Source organism: Pseudomonas sp. ADAK7 (assembly GCF_012935675.1).
In the GTDB taxonomy this organism is placed as follows: Bacteria; Pseudomonadota; Gammaproteobacteria; order Pseudomonadales; family Pseudomonadaceae; genus Aquipseudomonas.
Genome location: NZ_CP052861.1, coordinates 3,235,095 through 3,258,678 on the forward strand (window position 1 = coordinate 3,235,095; position 23,584 = coordinate 3,258,678).

Sequence of the window (23,584 nt, forward strand, 5' to 3'; positions counted from 1 at the left end):
TGAATATCATTGTTTTCATGCTTCTGGGCCGATTGTGGCGGTTCCAGAAATGCATTCGGCGCTGTGTTCAACAGCGCCGTGTGTGATTACTTGATCAGGCCAACCCGCGAGAAATTCGGCAGGTGACTGAGTTTGGGTTCCGGCCAGCTCATCCAGACCGCGAAGGCCTTGCCGACGATATTCTTGTCGGGAACCATGCCCAGCAGATCCTTGGGAATGTTCGGATCATCCCAGTAGCGACTGTCGTTGGAGTTGTCGCGGTTGTCGCCCATCATGAAGTAGTGCCCGGCAGGCACGGTCCAGGTATGGTCCGGCGTTGCGCGGTAGCGGCTCATTTCCTTGCGGATCAAGTGCTCGGCTTCGCCGAGTTTTTCCTTGTAGAGCTCGGCACTGCCCAGCGTGCCCGGCTCGGAACCGACCAGCTGCTCGGCGATCGACTCACCGTTGACGAACAGACGCTTGTCCGCGGTGTAACGAATCTGGTCACCCGGCAGCCCGACTACACGCTTGATGTAGTTGACGTTCGGATCGCTCGGATAGCGGAACACCATCACATCGCCACGCTGTGGATCACCGACATCGATGACTTTCTGGTCGAGCACCGGCAGGCGGATCCCGTAGGAAAACTTGCTCACCAGGATGAAGTCGCCCACGTCCAGGGTCGGTTTCATCGAGCCGGAAGGAATCTGGAACGGTTCCACCAGGAACGAACGCAGCACCAGCACGATGAACAACACCGGGAAGAACGACTTGCCGTATTCAACCAGCAGCGGCTCTTTGTTCAGCTTCTCGACCACCACCCCATCAGGCTGGCTGACGCTGCCTTGATAGGAGGTGATGGCGGCACGCCGACGCGGCGCCAGGAAAACCAGATCGAGCAACGCCAACAGGCCGCAGACGAACACGGCGATGACCAGCAACAGCGGGAAATTTAGTGACATAGGACCTAACTATCCAACCTGAGCACTGCAAGGAAGGCTTCTTGTGGAATTTCCACGTTGCCCACTTGCTTCATGCGTTTCTTACCGGCCTTTTGCTTTTCAAGCAGTTTTTTCTTACGGCTAACGTCACCGCCGTAGCATTTGGCCAATACGTTCTTTCTGAGTGCCTTGACGGAGGTCCGTGCAATGATCTGCCCGCCAATGGCGGCCTGGATCGCGACGTCGAACATCTGGCGCGGAATCAGTTCTTTCATCTTCTCGGTCAACTGGCGACCTTTGTAGTGCGCGTTATCCTTGTGCACGATCAGCGCCAGGGCGTCGACCTTGTCACCGTTGATCAGCACATCCAGTTTCACCAGATTAGCTGATTGATAACGATCGAAATGGTAATCCAGCGAAGCATAGCCGCGACTGGTGGATTTCAGACGGTCGAAGAAGTCCAGGACCACTTCGTTCATCGGCAAATCGTAGGTCACCTGGACCTGGGTACCGAGGAACAGCATGTCGTGCTGGACGCCACGTTTTTCGATACACAGGGTAATGACGTTGCCCAGGTGCTCTTGCGGCACAAGAATATTGGCCCGCACGATCGGCTCACGCATGTCTTCGATCGAGGACAGGTCTGGGAGCTTGGACGGGTTGTCGACGTAAATCGTTTCACCGGTTTTCAGCAACAGCTCGAAAATCACCGTCGGCGCCGTGGTGATCAGGTCCAGGTCGTACTCGCGCTCGAGGCGCTCCTGGATGATTTCCATGTGCAGCATGCCGAGGAACCCGCAACGGAAGCCGAAGCCCAGGGCGTCGGAGCTTTCCGGGGTGTACTGCAGGGACGAGTCGTTGAGCGTGAGCTTTTGCAGGGCTTCACGGAAATCTTCGAAGTCGTCGGAGCTGACCGGAAACAGGCCGGCGTAAACCTGCGGCTGAATGCGCTTGAAGCCGGGCAGCACGTCAACGTCGGGGGTGGAGCTCAAGGTCAGGGTGTCACCGACCGGTGCACCGTGAATGTCCTTGATACCGGCGATGATGAAGCCCACTTCGCCGGCTTTCAGGTCGACGGTGGCAGTGTGTTTCGGGTTGAACACACCGACGCTGTCCACCAGGTGCATCTTGCCGGTGGACTTGACCAGGATCTTGTCGCCCTTCTTCACACGGCCGTGGCGCACGCGTACCAGGGAAACAACGCCCAGGTAGTTGTCGAACCAGGAATCGATGATCAACGCTTGCAGCGGATCTTCGTAGTTGCCGGTCGGCGCAGGAATGGTGTGAACCAGGCGTTCGAGTACTTCGTCGACACCCAGGCCAGTCTTGGCACTGCACTCGACTGCATCGGTAGCATCGATGCCGATGATTTTCTCGATTTCTTCTTTGACGCGGTCCGGATCGGCCTGTGGCAGGTCGATCTTGTTCAGGACCGGCATCACTTCCAGGCCCTGCTCGATCGCCGTATAGCAGTTGGCAACCGATTGCGCTTCAACGCCCTGACCCGCATCGACCACCAGCAACGCACCTTCACAGGCCGCCAGCGACCGGCTGACTTCATAGGTGAAGTCGACGTGGCCGGGGGTATCAATGAAGTTCAACTGGTACTTGATGCCATCGCGGGCAGTGTAATAAAGGGTGACGCTATGGGCCTTGATGGTGATCCCGCGTTCACGTTCCAGGTCCATGGAGTCCAGGACCTGGGCTTCCATTTCGCGCTCGGCAAGGCCGCCGCACATCTGGATGAAGCGGTCGGCCAGCGTCGACTTGCCATGGTCAATGTGGGCGATGATGGAGAAATTGCGGATATGACTCAAATCACTCACGGATCAACACTCAAAAAGGCTGCAGGCATAGCCCGCCGAAAAATAGCCGGGAATTGTACCTGATCCACGGCGCAAGCGTCACGTTCGCAGGTCAGACGGCGAATACAAAAACGCCCCGGTCTTGCGACAAGGGCGTTTTCAATGAACGACACGGTCAGGAAAGCCCCGGAATCAACCGGCCCGACGTAACAGCCAGACCCCGGCCAGGGCACACACGCTGGCCGGCACCAACACCGCAAACAGCGGCGAGAAGCCGAACACCAGGCTCGACGGCCCGAGCAAATCCTGGACGATACGGAAGGTGAAGCCCACCAGTACACCGGTAAAGACCCGCTGACCGAGGGTCACCGAACGCAGCGGACCGAAGATGAAGGAAATCGCCATCAATACCAGCGCGGCGGTCACCAGCGGCTGCAACACCTTGACCCAAAATGCCAGCCAGTAACGGCCGTTGGCCAGGCCCTGGTCAGCCAGGTAGTGGATGTAACCCCACAAACCGCTGATCGACAGTGACTCGGGTGACATCACCACAGTGCTGAGCAATTGCGGGCTCAGGGCAACTTCCCAGCGCTCGACCGGCGTGTTGACCACTTCAGTGTTCTTTTCGTGGAACAGCGTGGTCGTCACTTCGCTCAGTTGCCAGTGATCCTTATCGAACTCCGCACGCTTGGCGAAACTCGCCGACACCATATGGCGCTCTTTGTCGAAGTGATAACGGGTCACGCCATACAACAAACCGTTCGGCTGCACCGAGTTGACGTGAATGAACTCGTCACCCTGGCGGTGCCACAGGCCGTGCTTGGCGCTTTGCGCATCGCCACTGCCCTGGGCCAGCGAGCGGTTGGCCTGGGCGGTGACTTCGGTGGCTGGCGCCACATACTCGCCAATCAACACGCCCACCACCATCAGCACCAGCATCGGCTTCATGACCGCCCAGACGATCCGCCCGATCGACACGCCGGCGGCGCGCATGATGGTCAGTTCGCTGTTGCTGGCCAGGCTGCCGAGGCCGATCAGGCAACCGATCAGCGCCGCCATCGGCAACATGTCGTAAAGACGTCGTGGCGCGGTCAGCAGCACGTAGCTCAGGACATCCAACAAAGTGTAGGTATCAGTGGCGTCGCCCATTTCATCGATGAAGGCGAACAGCGTCGCCAGGCCGAGAATAATCCCCAGCACCGCCAGGATCGCCACGAAAACGCTGCTACCAATGTAGCGATCGAGCTTAACCACGAGCCACCTCCAGCGCATCGCGGCGACTCGCCAGTTTCAGGCGCATCGGTTCCCAGTAGAGCAAGACCAGGCCAATGGCCAGGAAGATCCCGTGCACCCACCACAAGCCCAGCGCCGGCGGAATCTTGCCCTTTTCGAGGGCGCCGCGAGCGGCAATCAGGATGGTCAGGTAAGCCATATAAAGAAGAATCGCCGGCAGCAGCTTGAGGAAACGGCCCTGGCGCGGGTTGACGCGCGACAGCGGCACCGCCATCAGGGTCACGATGAAGACCAGCAACGGCAGGGACAGGCGCCATTGAAGTTCGGTGCGCGAGCGAATGTCATCGCTGCCCAGCAAGGAGTTGGTGGTCATGGCGTCACGGTCGGTCACTTCGTCGCTGACGTCCGGCTTGGGCAGCAAAACACCGTATTCGTCGTACTTGATCTTCCGGTAGTCGGCCTGCCCCGGATTACCGTCGTAGCGGTAGCCATTGTCGAGAATCAGGTAGCGGTTGCCGTCAGGGCGGATCTCCTGACGGCCCTTTTCGGCCACCAGTACGGAAATCCCGCGATCTTTCTTATCTGAAGAGATGTTCTTCTGAGAAATGAATACGCCTCCCAGGTGGATACGATCGTCCGTCAGCGTTTCGGTGTAGGTCACCCGCGTACCGTCACGCAGTGCCTGGAAGCGACCCGGTTCCAGCGTATCGAACTCGGTCAGCGCGTCCTGCTTGTTCAGCAGCAGCTGGAACTGGTTGGCCCCTTGCGGCGCCAGGCTCAGGCTCAGCCATGCGACTACCAGCGCCACCAGAGTGGCTGGAAACAGGGTGATACGAAACAGCCGTTGCTGACTCATGCCGGTGGCCGACAGCACGGTCATTTCGCTTTCCAGGTACAGCCGGCCGTACGACAACAGAATCCCGAGGAACAGTCCCAATGGCAGGATCAGCTGCAGGAAGCCCGGCAGACGAAAGCCCATGATCAGGAACAGCGAACCCGGGTCCAGTTGGCCCGAAGCCGCCTGTGCGAGGTACTTGATGAAGCGACCGCTCATGATGATGACCAGCAGCACGGCGCTGACGGCGCTCAAGGTCAACAGGACTTCGCGGGATAGATAACGGAAGACGATCAAACCAGACACTCCAGGGTTGTCAGGCTAAGGCGGCCAAACAAGCAAACGTATCAGACGGCCCGCAGGGCAGAGCCGCCGAAAAAAGATGGCGCATTATCCTGTGATTGGGTGCGCCTGTCACTGCGCATACTCAAGCACGTGCGCAAAGCACTGAAGATCGTACAACCGAGGGTTGTCAGGCGCCGGTAGCGAGGTTCAAACTGCGGCCTTTGTCGCGGGCCGTGACCTGCGTCTTTCTATCTATATAAGCAGGCGTTTGCACACACTGCCGAACGCCGCGTGTTGACCATTAATTCAGGGACCCGGACATGGAACTGGTTGTAAAAAGCGTTAGCCCAGAAACGTTGAAAACCGCCACTCTGGTGGTCGCCGTCGGCGAAAGCCGCAAACTCGGCGCTGTCGCCAAACAGCTCGACGAACTGAGCGGTGGCGCCATCAGCGCCGTACTCAAGCGCGGCGACCTGGCCGGCAAAGTCGGCCAGAGCCTGTTGCTGCACAGCCTGCCGAACCTCAAGGCCGAGCGTGTTTTGCTGGTGGGCGTGGGCAAGGACGAAGAACTGGGTGACCGCCCGTTCCGCAAAACCATCGCCGGCATCCTCAACACCCTCAAAGGCCTGGGCGGCAGCGATGCCGTGCTGGCGCTGGACGAAATCGTGGTCAAGGGCCGCGACAGCTACGGCAAGACCCGCCTGCTGGCGGAAACCCTGGTGGACGGCGAATACACCTTCGACCAGTTCAAGAGCCAGAAAGCCGAACCCCGCGCCCTGAAAAAAATCACCCTGGTGACCATCAAGGCCGCCCAGGCTGAAGTCGAGCGCGCCGTGGCCCACGCTACCGCGATCGCCAACGGCATGGCCTTCACCCGCAACCTGGGTAACCTGCCGCCGAACATCTGCCACCCGACGTTCCTCGGCGAACAAGCCAAGAACCTGGGCAAAGAATTCAAGTCCCTGAAAGTCGAAGTCCTCGATGAGAAGAAGATCAAGGACCTGGGCATGGGTTCGTTCTACGCCGTCGGCCAGGGCAGCGCCCAGCCACCGCGCCTGATCGTCATGCAATACAACGGCGGCAAGAAATCCGAGAAGCCGTACGCGCTGGTTGGTAAAGGCATCACGTTCGACACCGGCGGCATCAGCCTGAAGCCGGGCGCCGGCATGGATGAAATGAAATACGACATGGGCGGCGCTGCCAGCGTCTTCGGTACCCTGCGTGCCGTGCTCGAACTGAAACTGCCAATCAACCTGGTGTGCATCCTGGCCTGCGCCGAGAACATGCCTAGCGGTAATGCTTCGCGCCCTGGCGACATCGTCACCACCATGAGCGGCCAGACCGTGGAAATCCTCAACACGGACGCCGAAGGCCGTCTGGTGCTGTGCGATGCCCTGACCTACTCCGAACGCTTCAAGCCACAGGCCGTGATCGACATCGCGACCCTGACCGGCGCGTGCGTGGTTGCACTGGGCGCCCACACCTCGGGCCTGCTGGGCAACAACGACGAGTTGATCGGCCAATTGCTGAGCGCCGGCAAGACTGCTGACGATCGCGCCTGGCAACTGCCGTTGTTCGATGAGTATCAAGAGCAGCTGGACAGCCCGTTCGCCGACATCGCCAACATTGGTGGCCCGAAAGCCGGCACCATCACCGCCGCCTGCTTCCTGTCGCGCTTCACCAAGAACCTGAACTGGGCGCACCTGGACATCGCGGGCACCGCATGGACCAGCGGCGGCAAGGACAAGGGCGCCACTGGCCGTCCGGTTCCGTTGCTGACCCAATACCTGCTGGACCGCGCCAAAGCCTGAAACCAATGACCCTGGGCGGCGTCACTGTTGAGTGACGCCGCTAATGGCTCAGGAACCGCAATGACCAAAGTCGACTTCTATATCCTGCCCAGCGCCGATCCGTCGGCGCGGCTGGACTTTGCCTGCAAGCTCACCGAAAAAGCCTGGCGCATGGGTCATCGCATCTACCTGCATTGCAGCGATGCCGCCCAGCGTGAAGACCTCGATGCGCGTCTGTGGGCGTTCAAAGGTGAAGCGTTCGTGCCCCACGGCCCCGCCGAAAACGAACCGGATAGCTTGATTGTCCTGGGTCTTGGCGATGACTGCGGTGCGCATCAGGATTTGCTGGTCAACCTCGACCTGAAAGTCCCGGCCTTCGCCAACAAGTTCGCCCGGGTGGCGGAAGTGGTGGTGGAAGATCCGACGATTCGCGCGGCTGCGCGGGAGAGTTTCCGTTTCTACCGCGAACAGGGCTATCCTCTGCAAGATCACCGTTTACAGCGACTCTGAGCATTCCGATGGACACTCCAAAACCGCAGCAAAAGTCCGCGCACCTGTTGGATGACCTTGAGTCGATCCGCCAACTGCTCGGCGATGACAACCTGCAACCGCCCTTGCTGACCGACACGGTCAATGACGACGAGCAGGAACAGATCCCAATGCTGTTCGACTCGGTAGGTGCTATGCCTGAAGCCGTCGAACCGCCCCCCGCCGCCCAACCGGCAGCGGCCGCCAGCAAAGGCCCCGACGCCCTGCTGCACCTGGACAGCGAACTGCGCGCCGCCGCGCAATTGATCATGCAAGACGTGATCGACGACTTCGCCCCGCATATCGAAACCGAGATCAAGCGTCGGCTGGATGCGCGTATGGAACGGTTGCTGAGCCAGTACGAGTAATAAACCCGCCGCAGCCTTCCCTGTAGGAGCGAGGCTTGCCCGCGAAAGCGGTGTGTCAGGCATGTCCATGCTGGTAGACACGACGCCTTCGCGGGCAAGCCTCGCCCCTACAGGGATCGCGCCATTTACCGATGCAAGCTATCCGCCCCCGCTCGCCCTACGACCCACGCCCCGCTATACTCGTCGGCTTTTCCTGAATTGATGCCAATAGGGTCCCGCCGCGCATGGATAAGACCTACCAGCCGCACGCCATTGAAACTTCCTGGTACAACACCTGGGAGTCCGAGAATTACTTCGCCCCGCAAGGCGCGGGCGAGTCCTACACCATCATGATCCCGCCGCCGAACGTCACCGGCAGCCTGCACATGGGTCACGGCTTCAACAACGCGATCATGGACGCCCTGATCCGTTTCCGCCGCATGCAGGGTCGCAACACCCTGTGGCAACCGGGCACCGACCACGCCGGTATCGCCACGCAAATGCTGGTGGAACGCCAACTCGAAGCCCAGGGCCAGAGCCGTCACGACCTCGGTCGCGAGAAATTCCTCGAGAAAATCTGGGAATGGAAGGATCAGTCCGGCGGCAACATCAGCCGTCAGATTCGCCGCCTCGGCTCGTCCGTGGACTGGAGCCGCGAGCGCTTCACCATGGACGACGGCCTGTCGGAATCGGTGAAAGAAGCCTTCGTGCGCCTGCATGAAGACGGCCTGATCTACCGCGGCAAGCGCCTGGTCAACTGGGACACCAAGTTGCACACGGCGATCTCCGACCTCGAAGTGGAAAACCACGACGAGAAGGGTTTCCTGTGGAACCTGAAGTACCCACTGGCTGACGGCGCCAAGACCGCTGAAGGCAACGATTACCTGATCGTCGCGACCACTCGCCCGGAAACCATGCTCGGCGACGCCGCCGTCGCGGTTAACCCGAACGATGAACGCTACAAAGCCCTGATCGGCAAGTTTGTCGAGCTGCCGCTGGTCGGCCGCCGCATTCCGATCATTGCCGACGATTACTGCGATCCTGAATTCGGCACCGGCTGCGTGAAAATCACCCCCGCCCACGATTTCAACGACTACGAAGTCGGCAAGCGCCACAACCTGCCGCTGCTGAACATCTTCGACAAGAACGCCGCCGTCCTGCCGGCCTGTCAGGTGTTCAACCTCGACGGCACGCTGAACGAAAGCATCGACGGCAAGATCCCGACCGAATACGCCGGCCTCGACCGTTTCGAAGCACGCAAGCAGATCGTCGCTGCATTCGACGCCGCCGGCCTGCTGGTCAGCGTTGACGATCACGGCCTGAAAGTGCCGAAAGGCGACCGCTCCGGCACCATCATCGAGCCGTGGCTGACCGACCAGTGGTACGTGTCGACCAAGCCACTGGCCGAGCCCGCGATTGCTGCCGTGGAAGACGGCCGTATCCAGTTCGTACCTAAGCAATACGAAAACATGTACTTCTCGTGGATGCGCGACATCCAGGATTGGTGCATCAGCCGTCAGCTGTGGTGGGGCCACCGGATTCCGGCCTGGTACGACGAGTCGGGCAAGGTCTACGTCGGTCGCGACGAAGCCGAAGTGCGTGCCAAGCACAACCTCGGCCCGGACGTTGCGCTGCAACAGGACAACGATGTTCTGGATACCTGGTTCAGTTCGGGCTTGTGGACCTTCTCCACCCTGGGCTGGCCTGAGCAGACCGAATTCCTGAAGAAATTCCACTCCACCGACGTGCTGGTGACTGGCTTCGACATCATTTTCTTCTGGGTTGCCCGGATGATCATGCTCACCATGCATTTGGTGAAGAACGAAGACGGCACGCCGCAGGTACCGTTCAAGACTGTTTATGTTCACGGCCTGGTGCGTGATGGCCAGGGCCAGAAGATGTCCAAGTCCAAGGGCAACGTCCTGGACCCGCTGGACATCATCGACGGTATCGAGCTGGAAGAGCTGGTGCAGAAACGCACCTCCGGCATGATGCAGCCGAAACTGGCGAAGAAGATCGAGAAGCAGACCCGCGACGAGTTCGCCGACGGCATCGCCAGTTACGGCACCGATGCCCTGCGCTTCACCTTCTGCTCGCTGGCGTCTACCGGTCGCGACATCAAGTTCGACATGGGCCGCGTCGAAGGCTATCGCAACTTCTGCAACAAGATCTGGAACGCCGCGCGTTATGTTCTGGACAAGGGCGAAGACTGCGGCCAGAACGGCGAAGCCTACGAGCTGTCCCTGGCGGATCGCTGGATCATCTCGCAGCTGCAACGCACCGAAGCCGAAGTGACCCGTCAACTCGACCAGTTCCGCTTCGACCTGGCGGCGCAAGCCTTGTACGAGTTCATCTGGAACCAGTATTGCGACTGGTACCTGGAACTGTCCAAGCCTGTGCTGTGGGACGAAAACGCTCCGGTTGAACGCCAGCGCGGCACCCGCCGTACTCTGGTTCGGGTACTGGAAGTCGCGTTGCGTCTGGCGCACCCGTTCATGCCGTTCATCACCGAAGAAATCTGGCAGCGCATCGCGCCGCTGGCCGGTATCGAAGGCAAGACGATCATGCTGCAACCTTGGCCAGTGGCCAACGAAGCACGCATCGATCAGGGCGCCGAAGACGATATCGAATGGTTGAAGACGCTGATGCTCGGCACGCGCAACATTCGCGCCGAGATGAACATTGGTCCGGGCAAGCCGCTGAACCTGTACCTGAAAAACGTCAGCGCCGAAGACCAGCGTCGTCTCACCGAGAACGAAGCCTTGCTGAAGAAGCTGGCCCGCCTCGAATCGATCACTGTGTTGGCTGCCGGCGAAGAAGCACCGCTGTCTGCCACCGCGCTGGTGGGCGAGATGGAAGTGCTGGTGCCGATGGCTGGCCTGATCGACAAGGACGCCGAGCTGGCGCGCCTGGATAAAGAAATCCTGCGTTTGCAGGGCGAAGTCCAGCGCGTGGGCGGCAAGCTGTCCAACGCCGGTTTCGTCGACAAGGCCCCGGCCGAAGTCATCGACAAGGAACGCGCCAAACTGGCCGAAGCCGAACAGGCTTTGGGCAAGTTGGCTGAGCAGCATGCGCGGATTGCCAGTTTGTAACGGCAACTCGCAATGAAAAAGGGAGGCCCGTAACGGCCTCCCTTTTTCTTGCCCGCCACTTTTTGCTCTCCGTAGGAGCGAGGCTTGCTCGCGAAGAACGATAACGCGGTGTACCTGATTAACCGTGTCGCGGCCTTCGCGGGCAAGCCTTGCTCCTACAGGATCCCCGCGCGAGCATCGTCTGTGGGACAATGCCCCCCACTTTCAGCCATACCCGAATCGACCACACCCATGAACGCCCCCCGCACACCCCGCCCTGCGCGCAAGAAGCCTGACTCCGCCACCCCGGCCAACGCCGTGGAACCACGGCCGAAGGCCAGCCTGCATCCGCGCAATCGCCACCAGGGTCGTTACGACTTCCCGGAGCTGATCAAGAGCACGCCGGAACTGGCGAAGTTCGTGATCCTCAACCCGTACGGCAAGGAAAGCATCGACTTCGCCAGCCCTGACGCGGTGCGGGTGTTCAACCGGGCGTTGCTCAAGTCGTTCTACGGCGTGGCCCACTGGGACATCCCGGCCGACTACCTGTGCCCGCCAGTTCCGGGACGTGCCGACTATGTGCACTTCCTGGCCGACCTGCTCGCTAGCGTCAACGACGGTGAAATCCCCCGTGGTGCACCGGTCAAAGTGCTCGATATCGGCATGGGCGCCAACTGCGTCTATCCGCTGATCGGTTACAGCGACTACCGCTGGCACTTCCTCGGTTCGGAAATCGACCCGACAGCCGTGGCCGCCGCCAAAGCCATCGTGCAGTCCAACGGCCTGAACAAAGCCATTCAGCTGCGTCTGCAAAGCAATCCCAAGCACATCCTGCTTGGCTTGCTGGAGCCGGGCGAACGCTTTGACCTGACCATGTGCAACCCGCCGTTCCACGCCTCGATGGACGAAGCGACCAAGGGCAGCGAGCGTAAATGGCGCGCCCTGGGTCGTGCCGACCCGAAACGCAAACTGCCGGTGCTGAACTTTGGCGGGCAATCGGCCGAACTGTGGTGTGAAGGCGGCGAAGCACGTTTTGTGACGCAACTGATCGCCGAGAGCGCCAGCTTCCAGCACAAAGTGCTGTGGTTCAGCACTCTGGTGTCGAAAGCGTCGAACCTGCCGGCGATCCAGACCGCGCTGAAAAAAGCCGGCGTGTTGGAAAGCCAGGTGGTGGAAATGTCCCAGGGCCAGAAGCAGAGCCGCTTTGTGGCCTGGACCTTCCAGACCAAGTCCGAGCAGCAGGTCTGGCGCGAGCGCTGGGCCCGCAAGTAACACCTGGAACAGCGATTGGTCTTGGGCCAATCGCTGAATCGCAGGCACAAAAAAGCCGTGCCCGGATCACTCCGGAGCACGGCTTTTTTTACTGCGTCTTACTTGTTAACAGCGTCGGTCAGGCCTTTGGCCACAACCAGCTTGATAACTTTCTTGGCAGCGATTTCGATGGCAGCGCCAGTCGAAGGGTTACGGCCAGTACGGGCAGGACGCTCGGTCACTTTCAGTTTGCCGATACCTGGCAGAGTGATTTCGCCGCCGTTTTCCAGCTGATCGGCAACGATTTGGCCCAGTTGGTCCAGAGCGTTACGCGCGGTGGTTTTTGGCGCGTCGATAGCTTCAGCGATGTCGGCGATCAGTTGGTCTTTAGTAAGAGCCATGTAGTGTTCCTTCCCTATCAAATTCATATGGATTGCAGAGTGCAGTGTCAGCCATCGAGCCCGATCTTCTGGATCTGGCACCCTCGGCCATAACCACGACGAGTCGGGGTTATAGATACCGAAATCAGGGTTTGGTTCGACCTGACAAATGCTGAATGCACGCTTAACGCAGTGACTTCGCGTAAGACCGGGCAAAACTAGCACAGAGACGGGGAAATATCCGCCTCTTGCTACCCATTTGGTCAGCTTTATTGCTCTAAAACGGGAAAAAACTGCATAAGGGCCGCCGCGCACCGGCGAATTGCCCTTCGAGACGCGCCAAAACCAGTGGTTGCGGTACACTTGGCACTTTTTGGGGGAGCACGCCCTCCTCTCTTCAATCAGCCGAGAAGCCCATGCCGATCCGCCATTGCATCGTCCACCTGATCGACAAAAAACCCGACGGCACACCCGCAGTTCTTCACGCTCGTGACTCCGAACTGGCAGAGTCCAGCGCCATCGAGAACATGCTCGCCGACCTCAACGAGAGTTACAACGCCAAACAAGGCAAGGCCTGGGGTTTCTTTCATGCCGAGTCCGGGGCGCATCCGTTCAGCGGCTGGCTGAAGGAATACCTCGATGGCGGCAAGGATTTCACGGCGTTCAGCCGGGTGGCGGTGGAACATCTGCAAAAGCTGATGGAAGAGTCGAACCTGTCGGTGGGCGGCCACGTGCTGTTCGCGCATTACCAGCAAGGCATGACCGATTACCTGGCCATCGCCCTGTTGCACCACAGCGAAGGCGTGGCGGTGACCGAAGAACTGGACGTGACGGCCTCCCGTCACCTGGACCTCGGCCAGCTGCACCTGGCAGCGCGGATCAACATCTCCGAGTGGCAGAACAACAAGCAATCCAAGCAGTACATTTCGTTCATCAAAGGCAAGAACGGGAAAAAGGTTTCGGAGTATTTCCGCGACTTCATCGGCTGCCAGGAAGGCGTCGACGGCCCGGGCGAAACCCGCACCTTGCTCAAAGCCTTCAGTGACTTCGTCGAAAGCGAAGACCTGCCGGAAGAATCCGCCCGGGAGAAGACCAAGACGTTGGTGGATTACGCCAGCAGCCAGGCCAAGCTCGGCGAGCCGATGGGCCTGGAAGAACTCTCGGAGCTGATCGACGAAGAACGCCCGAAGGCGTTCTACGATCACATCCGCAACAAGGATTACGGCCTGTCCCCGGAGATTCCGGCGGATAAGCGCACCCTGAACCAGTTCCGTCGCTTCACCGGCCGTGCTGAGGGGCTGTCCATCAGCTTCGAAGCGCACCTGCTGGGCTCGAAGATTGAATACGACGAAGAAGCCGGCACGCTGATCATCAAGGGCTTGCCGACCCAGCTGACTGATCAGCTGAAGCGACGCAACTGATGCTCAACGGCATCCTGAAGAAATTCCTGCTGATCCTGCTGGTGGTCGTGGTTTACCAGAATTGGGGCAAGATCGAGCGGGTGTTCAACCCTTCACAGGTGGTTTCAGAACAGACCCAGGCCAAGGCCAACGTCGTGCTCTACGCCACTGACTGGTGCGGCTACTGCAAGCTGACCCGGCGCTTTCTCGATCAGAAGGGCATTCCGTACAAGGAATTCGATATCGAGAAGGACGCTGAGGCGCGCAAGGCTTATGAAGCGTTGGGCGGGCGCGGGATACCGTTGATTGATGTGAACGGGACGTTGATTCGCGGGTATGACCCGGATGAAATCCTCGCCGCCCTGAAGTAACCGATTGCCTCACATCAAACCTGTAGGAGCGAGGCTTGCCCGCGAAGCTTTTAGCGCCCGTGATGACGCCTTCGCGGGCAAGCCTCGCTCCTACAGGGTTCAGCGTTTTTCGATACGAAACCCAAACCGCGGAAAGTGCACATGCACCACCCCGGCCCGCTCGTCTTCCCGACGCACAATCAATTCCTCACGCCCCGCAAACACCAACTCACCGGCCACCGGATCAACGCCGTAGTCGGTGGCCGCAATCACGACCTGCTGGCCCGCCTCAAAGCCGTTAGGCTCCTCAAACTGCTCATCCGGCAACGCAGCGGGCGTGGCATTGCGCGACACCTCCAGCGCCTCCTCGGCCGTCATCTCACTAAACGCGCCATGACCAAAACCCATCACCCGACCAAACCACGCCGACACCGCCGGATAAGCCTCCACCAACGGTGAAGTGACCGGCGTCGCCTTGAGAAACCACAAGCAATGGGCCAGGGCGAAATCGGCAATCGAAGGCTCACCAAACAGAAAGTCGCCCTCCTCGCGCTGCAGCTGCAATTCGAGACGCCCCATAATGGTCGGCCACTGATGCCGCGCCTGCTCCGCCGATAACTTCGTCGCGCTGCCGCCGCTGAATAACCCGGCGCGATCAGCCAGGAATGCCTTGATCGCTTCCGGCGGCAATTTGCCAAAGCGCACTGCCACCGATTCCGGCTGGAACACCAGGCTCACTGCGTGCTGGAACACCACCGAATCCACCCAGGCCGCGAAGGACGCGACGATCATTTCCTGACCTTCGGGGAAAAACGCCGGCAGGGTTTTTTCCTGCTCCAGGCGACGGGCGATCAGCGCGGTGTCGCAATAAATATCGGCGCCGATCTGCAACACCGGGGTCTTGCGGTAGCCGCCGGTGAGTGCAGTCAATTCAGGTTTTGGCATCACCGGCGAGATCTTTACCGAGCGCCACGACAGCCCCTTGAAACCCAGCAGCAGCCGGGCCTTTTCGGCGAAGGGGGACGTCGGGTAATTGTGGAGAATCAACTCTGACATGCTCGGCTCCGCCGCTCGGATAAGGAGCTGGCAGCTTAGCGCGCAATCGGGTAACAACCCACAGATCTGCCTGATGGGCACTTATCAGTCAGTTTGATAATTCAACACCAGGCATTCCTTGGCGCTTTTCTTGAGCTTTTTGATCAACCGTTCCTGACGCAAAGCTTCGCTTTTGTTGCGGCAGACTTCGGTGTAGACCAGCGCCATGGCTGGGCTGGACAGGAAAAACCGTGCGCCCTTGCCACTCTGGTGCTTGGCAAAGCGGCGCACCGGATCGTCGCTGATCCCGCAGTACAACGAACCATTGGCCGCGCGAACGAGGTAGACGAACCAGGGCTTGCTGGCAGGCACCGGTTCGACGGCAATGACGGAGGATTCGCTGAGGGTGTTCACGTGACGATCAGGGCTTGAAAGGAAACAAGCCGCGATCTTATCAGCGACTGGCCTGGAATGCCTTCAGCCCCTTCAACGCCTGGGCGCGAACGGCGTTGCGCACCAACGGTGTCCAGCCCAGCAACAGGCCCTTGGTGCCCAGTGCCTGACGGGACCAGCGCCACAGATCGAAGCTGTCGTGATGCTCACAGATCTTGCCGTCGCGAAACACGAAACGCGCCTGGATGTCGTTGATCACAATGTTGCCGGTCTGGCTGAACAGGTAGGTCGCGACCCAATGAGCACCGCCGGTGCGGTCGTCGCTGCGCACGTTGTCGAAGGTCAGGGAGAAGTCCTTGGCCCGGGTCGTGAGCATGCGCCACATGTCGCCGGCATCACGGCCGCGCAACTCGCCGAACGCCGGATCACTGAACACCACGTCGTCGGTGTAGCAGGCGCTCATGGCCTCGGCATCCAGGCGTTGGAAGGCCTCGTAGAACCGGGTGATCAAGGCGTTATGGGCGTCACTCATGGGCAAGCTCCGAACAGTCGAAAGATTGCCTGCACGATAGTCTGCAAATACACGCAAGACCACTGGCATTCGTGGGCCGAATGCCAGCAGTACGAGGATTCAGATTTTTTCGCTTTGCACCTGCACGTACAGCGAACGCCCGGCACCGAGGCCGGCGATGATCGCGCCGAGACCGATGATGCCGAAGATCCAGCCCAGCGCGTTCCAGCCGCCAGTCCAGTCGTGGACGATGCCGACCGCAAACGGCCCCATGGACGCCAGGGTGTAACCGATGCCCTGGGCCATGCTCGACAGGTTGGCGGCCACGTGGGAATCACGCGAGCGAAGGACGATCAAGGTCAGCGCCAGGCTGAACGTACCGCCCTGCCCCAGCCCCAGCAGAATCGCCCAGCCCCACAGGCCTTCTATCGGCGCATAGAGACAGCCGAACAAGCCGCCGAGGGTCAGTAGCATGACGATGACGATCGCCAGGCGCTGGTCCTTACCGCGCGTCGCCAACCAGGGTGCGGCCAGGGAACTGGCCAACTGGACAATCACCGAACCCGACAGTACGAGCCCGGCCTGGGTCGGCGTCAGTCCACGGCCGATCAGGATCGACGGCAACCAACCGAACACGATGTAAGCCAGGGACGATTGCAATCCCATGTACAGCGTCACTTGCCAGGCCAATGGATCGCGCAGCAGACCGCGAACCCGGTAAGCCACGTTATGCGAGCCGTGCTTCTGCCCCACTTGCGGCAACCAGAAAATCGCAGCCACCACGGCCGGAACCACCCAGAAGCCCAGACCCAACGCCCAGCGCTTGTCGAAATGCTCGCTCAACGGCACGGTCGCCCCCGCCGCCATGGCCGCGCCCAGGCATAGCGCCATGGTATAGACACCGGTCATGGTGCCGGCCTGCTTCGGGAAATCACGCTTGACGATCCCCGGCAGCAATACGCCGATCACGCCGATACTGGCGCCGGCCAACACGCTGCCGGCGAACAGACCGATTTCACCGAAGGAACTGCGCAGAATGATCCCGCCGGCCAGCACCAACAAAATCCCCAGCACCACCCGCTCGGCACCGAAACGCCGGGCCAGGATCGGCGCCAGCGGTGCGAACAGGCCGAGGCAGAGCACCGGCAACGTGGTAAGCAGGCCGGCCTCGGCCGCGGACAAGCCGAGGGTCTTCGACACCTCGCTGAGCATCGGCGCCATGCTCGACAGCGCCGGACGCAGGTTCAGCGCCACCAGGATCAGCCCCAGCAACAACAGCCACGGTCGTCGCAGGATCGGATGACTGCGCTGGACCTGCTCGTCATCGGCCTCGGCGTCGATCAACAGCTCTTCGAGCTCCGCCGTGCGCTTGGGTTGCGGGATGTTGCTGGGATTGGCAGACATGGGGTTCTCGGTTTCAAGGTTCATTGATCAACTGCCTCGACAGGGCCTTGGCCCGTTCCGGGTCGCGCTGCTCGACGGCCTCCAGCAGTTCGATATGCAGATCGAACACCTCTTGGCGTCGCGGGGAAATGTTCAGGGTTTTGCGCAACTGAGCGCCGACGATGCTGGAAAAGTAGCGATACAACTCGCTGAGGGTCGGGTTGTGCGCGGCGTCCACCAGACGGCGGTGGAACACCAGGTCGCAAGCGATGTAGCTGTCGAGATCGCCGTGATAGTGACTGCCGCTGACCCCAAGGGCTTCGCGCAGTGCCACCAGATCTTCATCGGTACGACGCAATGCCGCCAGGCCGATGGCCTCGACTTCCAGGATGTGCCGGGTTTCCCGCGCCTGTTCGTGGGTGCATTGCGACAGCGCCTTCATGGTGTCCATCGGATCGATCACCGCCCGCAGGTAACTGCCGTCGCCCTGGCGGATCTCGATCAACCCGGAAAACGCCAACACGCGCATCGCTTCGCGCACGGTGTTACGGCTGATGCCCAATTCGGCGGACAGCTCGGGCTCGGTGGGGAGGCGCTGGCCGACGGCCCAGACGCCTTGGGTGATGCGCAGACGCAACTGGTCCAGAGCCTGATCAACCAGAGATCGCTTAATGAGTGGAGAAATGTCTGACATAGGATTCGCCCTTTCATCCAATCATAGGATGAATTTTCCGACATGTTAGTCAGCTTCATGTAGGACGGCAACCGCCTACGGTCAGAGGGAGGGAAATGGAGCGGGATTTTCGATTAGTCAAAATTACCCTTTAAGGGTAATTTCAGGGATAGGGCTTACGGTTTCTTATGGAGAAGAACAGGACGTCTACCACACAACATTTCAAGACATGGAGCTCTACATCAAAGTGACCTACTGCCACAACGGTGGGCCCCCTGTGATCTCTTTCAAGGAGAAGAACGTATGAACACGCGGCAATGCATGAGTTGTGGCGCTCAAGACTCAATGCAACATTTCGAAGGTCGCTGTCTCAGTGTCGACTACAAGAACGTTTCACGATGGGTGCACGATATTGCCGGCTGGGAGTGCAAAGTTTGCGGTGAAATCATTTTTGACAATGATACCGACAGCGCCAAGCGCTACTCCGACGCTGGCGACAAATTGCTCGAAGATTGCTTTCAGATCATGGGCACCGAGATGAAACGCATCCGCCGCAAACTGCACCTCACGCAGAAGGAAGCGGTGAAACTGCTTTCCGGCGCTGGCCACAACGCGTTTTCACGATATGAGCGCGGCGAACTGCAACCGCCTCAAGCGTTGTTTACGCTGATGCGCTTGCTGGATCGTCATCCTCACTTGCTGGCTGAAATACAAGCAATGAACGGAGGTGCTGACTTGAAACGGCTATTGGCTGCACGCTTTCCGGAACAGGAAACGGTGCTGGCGTCCTGATCCCGAACATCAGACAAAACAAACCCGGAACACGTCCGGGTTTATTTCACTGCCTGACGTTGATCAATGCAAAATCTGGCTCAAGAACAACTTGGTCCGATCATTCTGCGGATTATCGAAGAAGTCATTCGGCGCCGCCTGTTCAACGATCTCGCCCTTGTCCATGAAGATCACGCGGTTGGCCACGGTGCGGGCGAAGCCCATTTCGTGGGTCACGCAGAGCATGGTCATGCCGTCTTCGGCGAGGCCGATCATGGTGTCCAGAACCTCTTTCACCATCTCGGGGTCGAGTGCCGAAGTCGGTTCGTCGAACAGCATGATTTTCGGTTTCATGCACAGGGCACGGGCAATCGCCACACGCTGTTGCTGACCGCCGGACAGTTGCCCCGGGTATTTATGCGCCTGCTCCGGAATGCGTACGCGTTCCAGGTAGTGCATGGCGATTTCTTCGGCCTTGCGTTTCGGCATCTTGCGCACCCACATCGGGGCCAGGGTGCAGTTCTGCAGAATGGTCAGGTGCGGGAACAGGTTGAAGTGCTGGAACACCATGCCGACTTCGCGGCGGATCGCTTCGATCTGCTTGAGGTCGTTGGTCAGTTCCACGCCATCGACCACGATGCGGCCCTGCTGGTGTTCTTCCAGGCGGTTGAGGCAACGGATGGTGGTGGATTTGCCGGAACCCGACGGGCCGCACAGGACGATACGCTCGCCCTGCTTGACGTTGAGGTTGATGTCTTTCAACACGTGGAACTGGCCATACCACTTGTTCACGCCCTGCATCTGAATAATGCCTTCAGGGCTCACAGGCTGTTTGATCGCTTCGCTCATCACTTAACTCCTAACGCTTGTGGCCAGTGTCCAGCTTACGTTCCAAATGCATGGAGTAGCGGGACATACCAAAACAGAAAATCCAGAACACCAGGGCCGCGAACACGTAGCCTTCAGTCGCCATACCCAACCATTTCGGGTCGGCGGCGGCTTGCTTGACGCTGTTGAGCAAGTCGAACAGGCCGATGATGATCACCAGGCTTGTGTCCTTGAACAGCGCAATGAAGGTGTTGACGATGCCAGGGATTACCAGCTTCAGGGCTTGCGGCAGAATCACCAGGCCCATGCTGCGCCAATAACCGAGCCCCATCGCCGCAGCCGCTTCGTATTGACCTTTGGGGATCGCTTGCAGACCGCCGCGCACCACTTCCGCCACATAGGCTGACTGGAACAGGATCACGCCGATCAGCGCCCGCAGCAGTTTGTCGAAGTTCATGCCTTCAGGCAGGAACAGCGGCAGCATCACCGAGGACATGAACAGCACCGTGATCAACGGTACGCCGCGCCAGAACTCGATGAAGGTCACGCAGACCACCCGAATCGCCGGCATGTTCGAGCGACGCCCCAGCGCCAGGATGATCCCCAGCGGCAACGCACCGGCGATACCGACGGTAGCAATCACCAGGGTCAGCATCAGGCCGCCCCATTGGCTGGTCGCCACGTTGGTCATGCCGAACAGGCCGCCATGCAACAGGAAGTAGGCAATGATCGGGTACGCCACCAGGAAGCTCAGCCCGTACACCGCTTTACGGTGAAAGCGCGAGATGAACAACGGTGCCACGCCGATGACCGCCAGCCACACGGTCAGGTCCACGCGCCAGCGCAGGTCCACCGGGTAGTAGCCGTACATGAACTGGCCGAAACGCTGCTGGATGAACACCCAGCAGGCGCCTTCCTTGGTGCAGTCGGCACGGGTGGTGCCGACCCAGTTGGCATCGAGGATGGCCCAGTGCAGGATCGGCGGGACGATCAGGTAGATCAGGTAGAACGCGAACAGGGTCAGCAGGGTGTTGATCCAGCTGGAGAACATGTTGGCGCGCATCCACGCCACCACACCGATGCTGCTGCTCGGTGGAGGCATGTCAGGCTTGAAAGTATGAGTACTCATGCGCTTTTCCTTACCGCTCGATCAGCGCAATGCGCTTGTTGTACCAGTTCATCAGCAGGGAAATGCTGATACTGATCGCCAGGTACACGCTCATGGTGATGGCAATCACCTCGATCGCCTGTCCGGTCTGGTTCAGCACCGTACCGGCAAACAACGACACCATCTCCGGATAACCGATACCGGCCGCCAGCGAGGAGTTCTTCGCCAGGTTCAGGTATTGGCTGGTCAGCGGCGGGATGATCACGCGCAGGGCTTGCGGGATGATCACCTTGCGCAGGGTCGGACCGTTGCGCAGCCCGAGCGAACGCGCCGCTTCGGTCTGGCCGTGGCTGACCGACTTGATGCCCGAACGCACGATCTCGGCGATAAACGCCGCGGTGTACACGGTCAGGGCCAGGGTCAGGGCCAGCAGTTCCGGGATCAATACCCAGCCACCGACGAAGTTGAAGCCTTGCAGCTTCGGCAGTTCCCAGTGCAGCGGGGCGCCGAAGATCAGCGCGCACAATGCCGGGATCACCAGGAACAAAGCCAGGCCGACCCAGAACTTGTGGAACGGTACGCCGGTGGCTTCAAAGCGCTTGTTGGCCCAGCGGCACATCAGCACGATGGCGACGATGGCAATAACGACGCTGACGAAGAACGCCCAGAACCCGTCCGCCATTTGCGCGGCCGGCATGTTCAGGCCACGGCTGCTGACGAAGAAGGTGTCGCCGAAGTTATGGCTGGCGCGCGGCCCCGGCATGGTCAGGAACACCGCGAAGTACCAGAACAGGATTTGCAGCAGCGGCGGAATGTTACGGAAGACTTCCACGTAAACCGTCGCCAGCTTGCTGATGATCCAGTTCGGCGACAGCCGCGCCACGCCGACGATGAAACCGAGCAGGGTCGCCAGGACCACGCCGATGACCGTCACCAGCAAGGTGTTGAGCAGACCGATGACAAACACCCGGGCATACGTGTCCGATTCGGTGTAGTCGATCAGGTGTTGAGCGATGCCGAACCCGGCACTGCGATCCAGAAAACTGAAGCCGGAAGTGATGCCCCGGTGTTGCAGGTTGGTTTGCGTATTGTCGAACAGATACCAGCCCATCGCGACGACCGCGACGATGGTGATGATCTGAAATAGCCACGCACGCACTTTTGGATCGCTGAGGCTGAGCCTCTGCTTTGGTGCGCCGATTGATTTTTGCATGGAGTGCCCCGGAAATAATGGAACAGAACATCACCCGGTGGTTGGCCCACCGGGTGACAGAACCATCAGCGCACTGGTGGTGCGTATTGAATGCCGCCGTTGGTCCACAGGGCGTTCAGGCCACGGTCGATTTCCAGCGGGGTGGTCTTGCCGAGGTTTTTCTCGAAGATTTCGCCGTAGTTACCGACTTGGGAAACGATCTTGACGACCCAGTCCTTCGGCAGCTTCAGGTCTTTGCCGTATTCGCCGTCAGCACCCAACATACGGGCAACGTCCGGGTTCTTGGTGGACTTGGCTTGTTCCAGTACGTTTTTCGACGTGACACCGGCTTCTTCGGTGTTCAACAGCGCGTAGCCAACCCAGCGAACGATCGCCAGCCACTCGTCGTCGCCGTTACGTACGACTGGACCCAGTGGTTCTTTGGAGATGGTTTCCGGCAGTACCACGTAGTCTTTTGGCGAAGCCAGTTTGCTGCGCTGTGCGTACAGCTGCGACTTGTCGGAAGTCAGCACGTCGCAACGACCGGATTCCAGCGACTTGGCGCTTTCATCGGAGGTGTCGAAAGTGATCGGGGTGTACTTCAGGTTGTTGGCACGGAAGTAGTCGGAAACGTTCAGCTCGGTGGTGGTACCGGCCTGGATGCAGATGGTTGCACCGTCCAGCTCCTTGGCACTTTTCACGCCCAGCTTGCTGTTGGCCAGGAAGCCTACGCCGTCGTAATAAGTGATGAAGCCTGGGAATTTCAGGCCCATGCCCGCGTCACGGGAACTGGTCATGGTGGTGTTACGGGAGAGAATGTCGATTTCGCCGGACTGCAACGCGGTGAAGCGCTCCTTGGCGTTCAACTGGCTGAACTTGACCTTGTTGGCGTCGCCGAATACGGCAGCGGCCACAGCACGGCAAACGTCAGCGTCGATCCCGAGGATCTTGCCGGTGGAGTCCGGAACCGAGAAACCCGGCAGGCCGTCACTCACGCCGCACTGTACGAAACCTTTCTTCTGCACTGCATCCAGGGTTGCACCCGCCTGAGCGAACCCGCTGACACCGAGCACTGCGGCTGCAGTCACGATAGCCAGGGTGGATTTCAACATTTTCATTCAAACCTCCAGTTTTGCTCTTGTTGTGTCGGAGCGTGAGTCCAGTCGCACCCTTTTGAGGCGTTGTTGACCCGTGTTGGCTTTTTTTGGGGTCAACCGACGTACGAACTTCAGCTATGAGTCTATTAGGAGAAAATCCACATCATGGATCACTCACTTCTCACCAATCGGCCGAACGGGCTGTAGCCCTTTCACGTTCGCTAAGCCCGTAACGGCCGCAGGCGAACATCCATCACCGGATTCTTTGCTATCCCGTCCTCGGCAGTACACTGATAGTGTTACCGCCAGGCGCGAGATTGGTTGCACAGGTTTCCCCATAGCAAAGCCCGTACCACACCGCTCGCTCAAGCGATTCAGCGACAGGTCAATAGCAAAAC

22 protein-coding genes and 1 pseudogene are annotated in these 23,584 nt (G+C 59.6%); 9 read left to right on the forward strand and 14 right to left on the reverse strand.

The annotated features are described in order from the left end of the window. Positions 1–86 precede the first annotated feature (86 nt). The 4 genes from lepB to lptF all read right to left on the reverse strand — a co-directional run bounded on the left by lepB (position 87) and on the right by lptF (position 5,090). Complete coding sequence (gene lepB / locus HKK53_RS15120) at positions 87–941, reverse strand: signal peptidase I (protein ID WP_169371482.1); 855 nt, start codon at positions 939–941, stop codon at positions 87–89. 5 nt (positions 942–946) lie between these two features. Continuing rightward, the gene (lepA, locus tag HKK53_RS15125) at positions 947–2,746 is read right to left on the reverse strand and encodes a translation elongation factor 4 (protein ID WP_133837151.1); all 1,800 of its coding nucleotides are present in this window, start codon (positions 2,744–2,746) and stop codon (positions 947–949) included. A gap of 171 nt (positions 2,747–2,917) precedes the next feature. Further along, a complete protein-coding gene (gene lptG / locus HKK53_RS15130; RefSeq protein ID WP_169371483.1) occupies positions 2,918–3,979 on the reverse strand; it encodes an LPS export ABC transporter permease LptG in 1,062 nt (353 codons plus the stop codon). Next, positions 3,972–5,090 (reverse strand): LPS export ABC transporter permease LptF, encoded by a 1,119-nt coding sequence (gene lptF / locus HKK53_RS15135; protein WP_169371484.1) that lies wholly within the window; start codon positions 5,088–5,090, stop codon positions 3,972–3,974. The genes lptG and lptF overlap by 8 nt, the downstream gene beginning before the upstream one ends. A gap of 308 nt (positions 5,091–5,398) precedes the next feature. Between lptF and HKK53_RS15140 the strand changes: the two genes are divergently transcribed. From HKK53_RS15140 to rlmF, 5 genes are all read left to right on the forward strand, one after another. Next, the gene (locus HKK53_RS15140) at positions 5,399–6,889 is read left to right on the forward strand and encodes a leucyl aminopeptidase (protein ID WP_169371485.1); all 1,491 of its coding nucleotides are present in this window, start codon (positions 5,399–5,401) and stop codon (positions 6,887–6,889) included. Positions 6,890–6,949: 60 nt separating this feature from the next. Next, positions 6,950–7,378, forward strand: a complete 429-nt coding sequence (locus HKK53_RS15145; protein ID WP_169371486.1) for a DNA polymerase III subunit chi — start codon at positions 6,950–6,952, stop codon at positions 7,376–7,378. 8 nt (positions 7,379–7,386) lie between these two features. Continuing rightward, positions 7,387–7,764 (forward strand): DNA polymerase III subunit chi, encoded by a 378-nt coding sequence (locus HKK53_RS15150; RefSeq protein WP_169371487.1) that lies wholly within the window; start codon positions 7,387–7,389, stop codon positions 7,762–7,764. Positions 7,765–7,988: 224 nt separating this feature from the next. Further along, positions 7,989–10,835 (forward strand): valine--tRNA ligase, encoded by a 2,847-nt coding sequence (locus HKK53_RS15155; RefSeq protein ID WP_169371488.1) that lies wholly within the window; start codon positions 7,989–7,991, stop codon positions 10,833–10,835. Between the two features lie 231 nt (positions 10,836–11,066). Next, complete coding sequence (gene rlmF / locus HKK53_RS15160) at positions 11,067–12,086, forward strand: 23S rRNA (adenine(1618)-N(6))-methyltransferase RlmF (RefSeq protein WP_133837144.1); 1,020 nt, start codon at positions 11,067–11,069, stop codon at positions 12,084–12,086. A gap of 98 nt (positions 12,087–12,184) precedes the next feature. Here rlmF and HKK53_RS15165 read toward each other — a convergent pair whose 3' ends face one another. Then, a complete protein-coding gene (locus HKK53_RS15165) occupies positions 12,185–12,466 on the reverse strand; it encodes an HU family DNA-binding protein (protein ID WP_007905514.1) in 282 nt (93 codons plus the stop codon). Between the two features lie 395 nt (positions 12,467–12,861). Between HKK53_RS15165 and yejK the strand changes: the two genes are divergently transcribed. After that, positions 12,862–13,866 carry a nucleoid-associated protein YejK gene (gene yejK / locus HKK53_RS15170; RefSeq protein WP_169371489.1) on the forward strand — a complete coding sequence of 335 codons (1,005 nt, stop codon included), beginning with the start codon at positions 12,862–12,864 and terminating at the stop codon, positions 13,864–13,866. After that, positions 13,866–14,216 (forward strand): glutaredoxin family protein, encoded by a 351-nt coding sequence (locus tag HKK53_RS15175; protein ID WP_123507851.1) that lies wholly within the window; start codon positions 13,866–13,868, stop codon positions 14,214–14,216. Before yejK ends, HKK53_RS15175 begins: the two co-directional genes overlap by 1 nt. A gap of 99 nt (positions 14,217–14,315) precedes the next feature. Here the strand turns inward: HKK53_RS15175 and HKK53_RS15180 are convergent, their stop codons facing one another. The 5 genes from HKK53_RS15180 to HKK53_RS15200 form a co-directional block, all read right to left on the reverse strand. After that, the gene (locus HKK53_RS15180) at positions 14,316–15,251 is read right to left on the reverse strand and encodes a glutathione S-transferase family protein (protein WP_169371490.1); all 936 of its coding nucleotides are present in this window, start codon (positions 15,249–15,251) and stop codon (positions 14,316–14,318) included. Positions 15,252–15,335: 84 nt separating this feature from the next. Beyond that, positions 15,336–15,644: a GIY-YIG nuclease family protein gene (locus HKK53_RS15185; protein ID WP_169371491.1), complete on the reverse strand. Its 309-nt coding sequence runs from the start codon at positions 15,642–15,644 to the stop codon at positions 15,336–15,338. 40 nt (positions 15,645–15,684) lie between these two features. Then, the gene (locus tag HKK53_RS15190) at positions 15,685–16,155 is read right to left on the reverse strand and encodes a nuclear transport factor 2 family protein (RefSeq protein ID WP_169371492.1); all 471 of its coding nucleotides are present in this window, start codon (positions 16,153–16,155) and stop codon (positions 15,685–15,687) included. Between the two features lie 99 nt (positions 16,156–16,254). Then, the gene (locus tag HKK53_RS15195; RefSeq protein ID WP_169371493.1) at positions 16,255–17,562 is read right to left on the reverse strand and encodes a CynX/NimT family MFS transporter; all 1,308 of its coding nucleotides are present in this window, start codon (positions 17,560–17,562) and stop codon (positions 16,255–16,257) included. Then, positions 17,552–18,211, reverse strand: a complete 660-nt coding sequence (locus HKK53_RS15200; RefSeq protein WP_169371494.1) for a FadR/GntR family transcriptional regulator — start codon at positions 18,209–18,211, stop codon at positions 17,552–17,554. The genes HKK53_RS15195 and HKK53_RS15200 overlap by 11 nt, the downstream gene beginning before the upstream one ends. A 178-nt stretch (positions 18,212–18,389) precedes the next feature. Between HKK53_RS15200 and HKK53_RS32655 the strand changes: the two are divergent. Further along, positions 18,390–18,497 (forward strand): annotated as a pseudogene (locus tag HKK53_RS32655) (type II toxin-antitoxin system MqsR family toxin); the annotation flags it as partial. After that, positions 18,494–18,982: a type II toxin-antitoxin system MqsA family antitoxin gene (locus tag HKK53_RS15205; RefSeq protein ID WP_169371495.1), complete on the forward strand. Its 489-nt coding sequence runs from the start codon at positions 18,494–18,496 to the stop codon at positions 18,980–18,982. The pseudogene HKK53_RS32655 and the gene HKK53_RS15205, both read left to right, overlap by 4 nt. 63 nt (positions 18,983–19,045) lie before the next feature. On the opposite strand, the gene HKK53_RS15210 is transcribed toward HKK53_RS15205, so the two are convergent. The 4 genes from HKK53_RS15210 to HKK53_RS15225 all read right to left on the reverse strand — a co-directional run bounded on the left by HKK53_RS15210 (position 19,046) and on the right by HKK53_RS15225 (position 23,207). Continuing rightward, complete coding sequence (locus HKK53_RS15210) at positions 19,046–19,810, reverse strand: amino acid ABC transporter ATP-binding protein (RefSeq protein WP_003178331.1); 765 nt, start codon at positions 19,808–19,810, stop codon at positions 19,046–19,048. A 10-nt stretch (positions 19,811–19,820) separates the two neighbouring features. Next, a complete protein-coding gene (locus HKK53_RS15215; protein ID WP_169371496.1) occupies positions 19,821–20,918 on the reverse strand; it encodes an amino acid ABC transporter permease in 1,098 nt (365 codons plus the stop codon). Positions 20,919–20,928: 10 nt separating this feature from the next. Next, complete coding sequence (locus HKK53_RS15220) at positions 20,929–22,110, reverse strand: amino acid ABC transporter permease (RefSeq protein WP_149657482.1); 1,182 nt, start codon at positions 22,108–22,110, stop codon at positions 20,929–20,931. A gap of 65 nt (positions 22,111–22,175) precedes the next feature. After that, on the reverse strand, positions 22,176–23,207 hold the full coding sequence (locus HKK53_RS15225) for an amino acid ABC transporter substrate-binding protein (protein ID WP_133837133.1): 1,032 nt from the start codon (positions 23,205–23,207) through the stop codon (positions 22,176–22,178). Positions 23,208–23,584: the final 377 nt, after the last annotated feature.

Excerpts from the sequence above, each read along its gene's own strand:
- lepB (WP_169371482.1), bottom strand. The coding sequence starts at position 941 with ATGTCACTAAATTTCCCGCTGTTGCTGGTCATCGCCGTGTTCGTCTGC.
- HKK53_RS15210 (WP_003178331.1), bottom strand. The coding sequence starts at position 19,810 with ATGAGCGAAGCGATCAAACAGCCTGTGAGCCCTGAAGGCATTATTCAG.
- HKK53_RS15165 (WP_007905514.1), bottom strand. The coding sequence starts at position 12,466 with ATGGCTCTTACTAAAGACCAACTGATCGCCGACATCGCTGAAGCTATC.
- HKK53_RS15195 (WP_169371493.1), bottom strand. The coding sequence starts at position 17,562 with ATGAACCTTGAAACCGAGAACCCCATGTCTGCCAATCCCAGCAACATC.
- HKK53_RS15140 (WP_169371485.1), top strand. The coding sequence starts at position 5,399 with ATGGAACTGGTTGTAAAAAGCGTTAGCCCAGAAACGTTGAAAACCGCC.
- HKK53_RS15205 (WP_169371495.1), top strand. The coding sequence starts at position 18,494 with ATGAACACGCGGCAATGCATGAGTTGTGGCGCTCAAGACTCAATGCAA.
- HKK53_RS15225 (WP_133837133.1), bottom strand. The coding sequence starts at position 23,207 with ATGAAAATGTTGAAATCCACCCTGGCTATCGTGACTGCAGCCGCAGTG.
- HKK53_RS15200 (WP_169371494.1), bottom strand. The coding sequence starts at position 18,211 with ATGTCAGACATTTCTCCACTCATTAAGCGATCTCTGGTTGATCAGGCT.
- rlmF (WP_133837144.1), top strand. The coding sequence starts at position 11,067 with ATGAACGCCCCCCGCACACCCCGCCCTGCGCGCAAGAAGCCTGACTCC.
- HKK53_RS15150 (WP_169371487.1), top strand. The coding sequence starts at position 7,387 with ATGGACACTCCAAAACCGCAGCAAAAGTCCGCGCACCTGTTGGATGAC.
- HKK53_RS15155 (WP_169371488.1), top strand. The coding sequence starts at position 7,989 with ATGGATAAGACCTACCAGCCGCACGCCATTGAAACTTCCTGGTACAAC.
- yejK (WP_169371489.1), top strand. The coding sequence starts at position 12,862 with ATGCCGATCCGCCATTGCATCGTCCACCTGATCGACAAAAAACCCGAC.
- HKK53_RS15215 (WP_169371496.1), bottom strand. The coding sequence starts at position 20,918 with ATGAGTACTCATACTTTCAAGCCTGACATGCCTCCACCGAGCAGCAGC.
- HKK53_RS15180 (WP_169371490.1), bottom strand. The coding sequence starts at position 15,251 with ATGTCAGAGTTGATTCTCCACAATTACCCGACGTCCCCCTTCGCCGAA.
- HKK53_RS15175 (WP_123507851.1), top strand. The coding sequence starts at position 13,866 with ATGCTCAACGGCATCCTGAAGAAATTCCTGCTGATCCTGCTGGTGGTC.
- HKK53_RS15145 (WP_169371486.1), top strand. The coding sequence starts at position 6,950 with ATGACCAAAGTCGACTTCTATATCCTGCCCAGCGCCGATCCGTCGGCG.
- HKK53_RS15220 (WP_149657482.1), bottom strand. The coding sequence starts at position 22,110 with ATGCAAAAATCAATCGGCGCACCAAAGCAGAGGCTCAGCCTCAGCGAT.
- HKK53_RS15190 (WP_169371492.1), bottom strand. The coding sequence starts at position 16,155 with ATGAGTGACGCCCATAACGCCTTGATCACCCGGTTCTACGAGGCCTTC.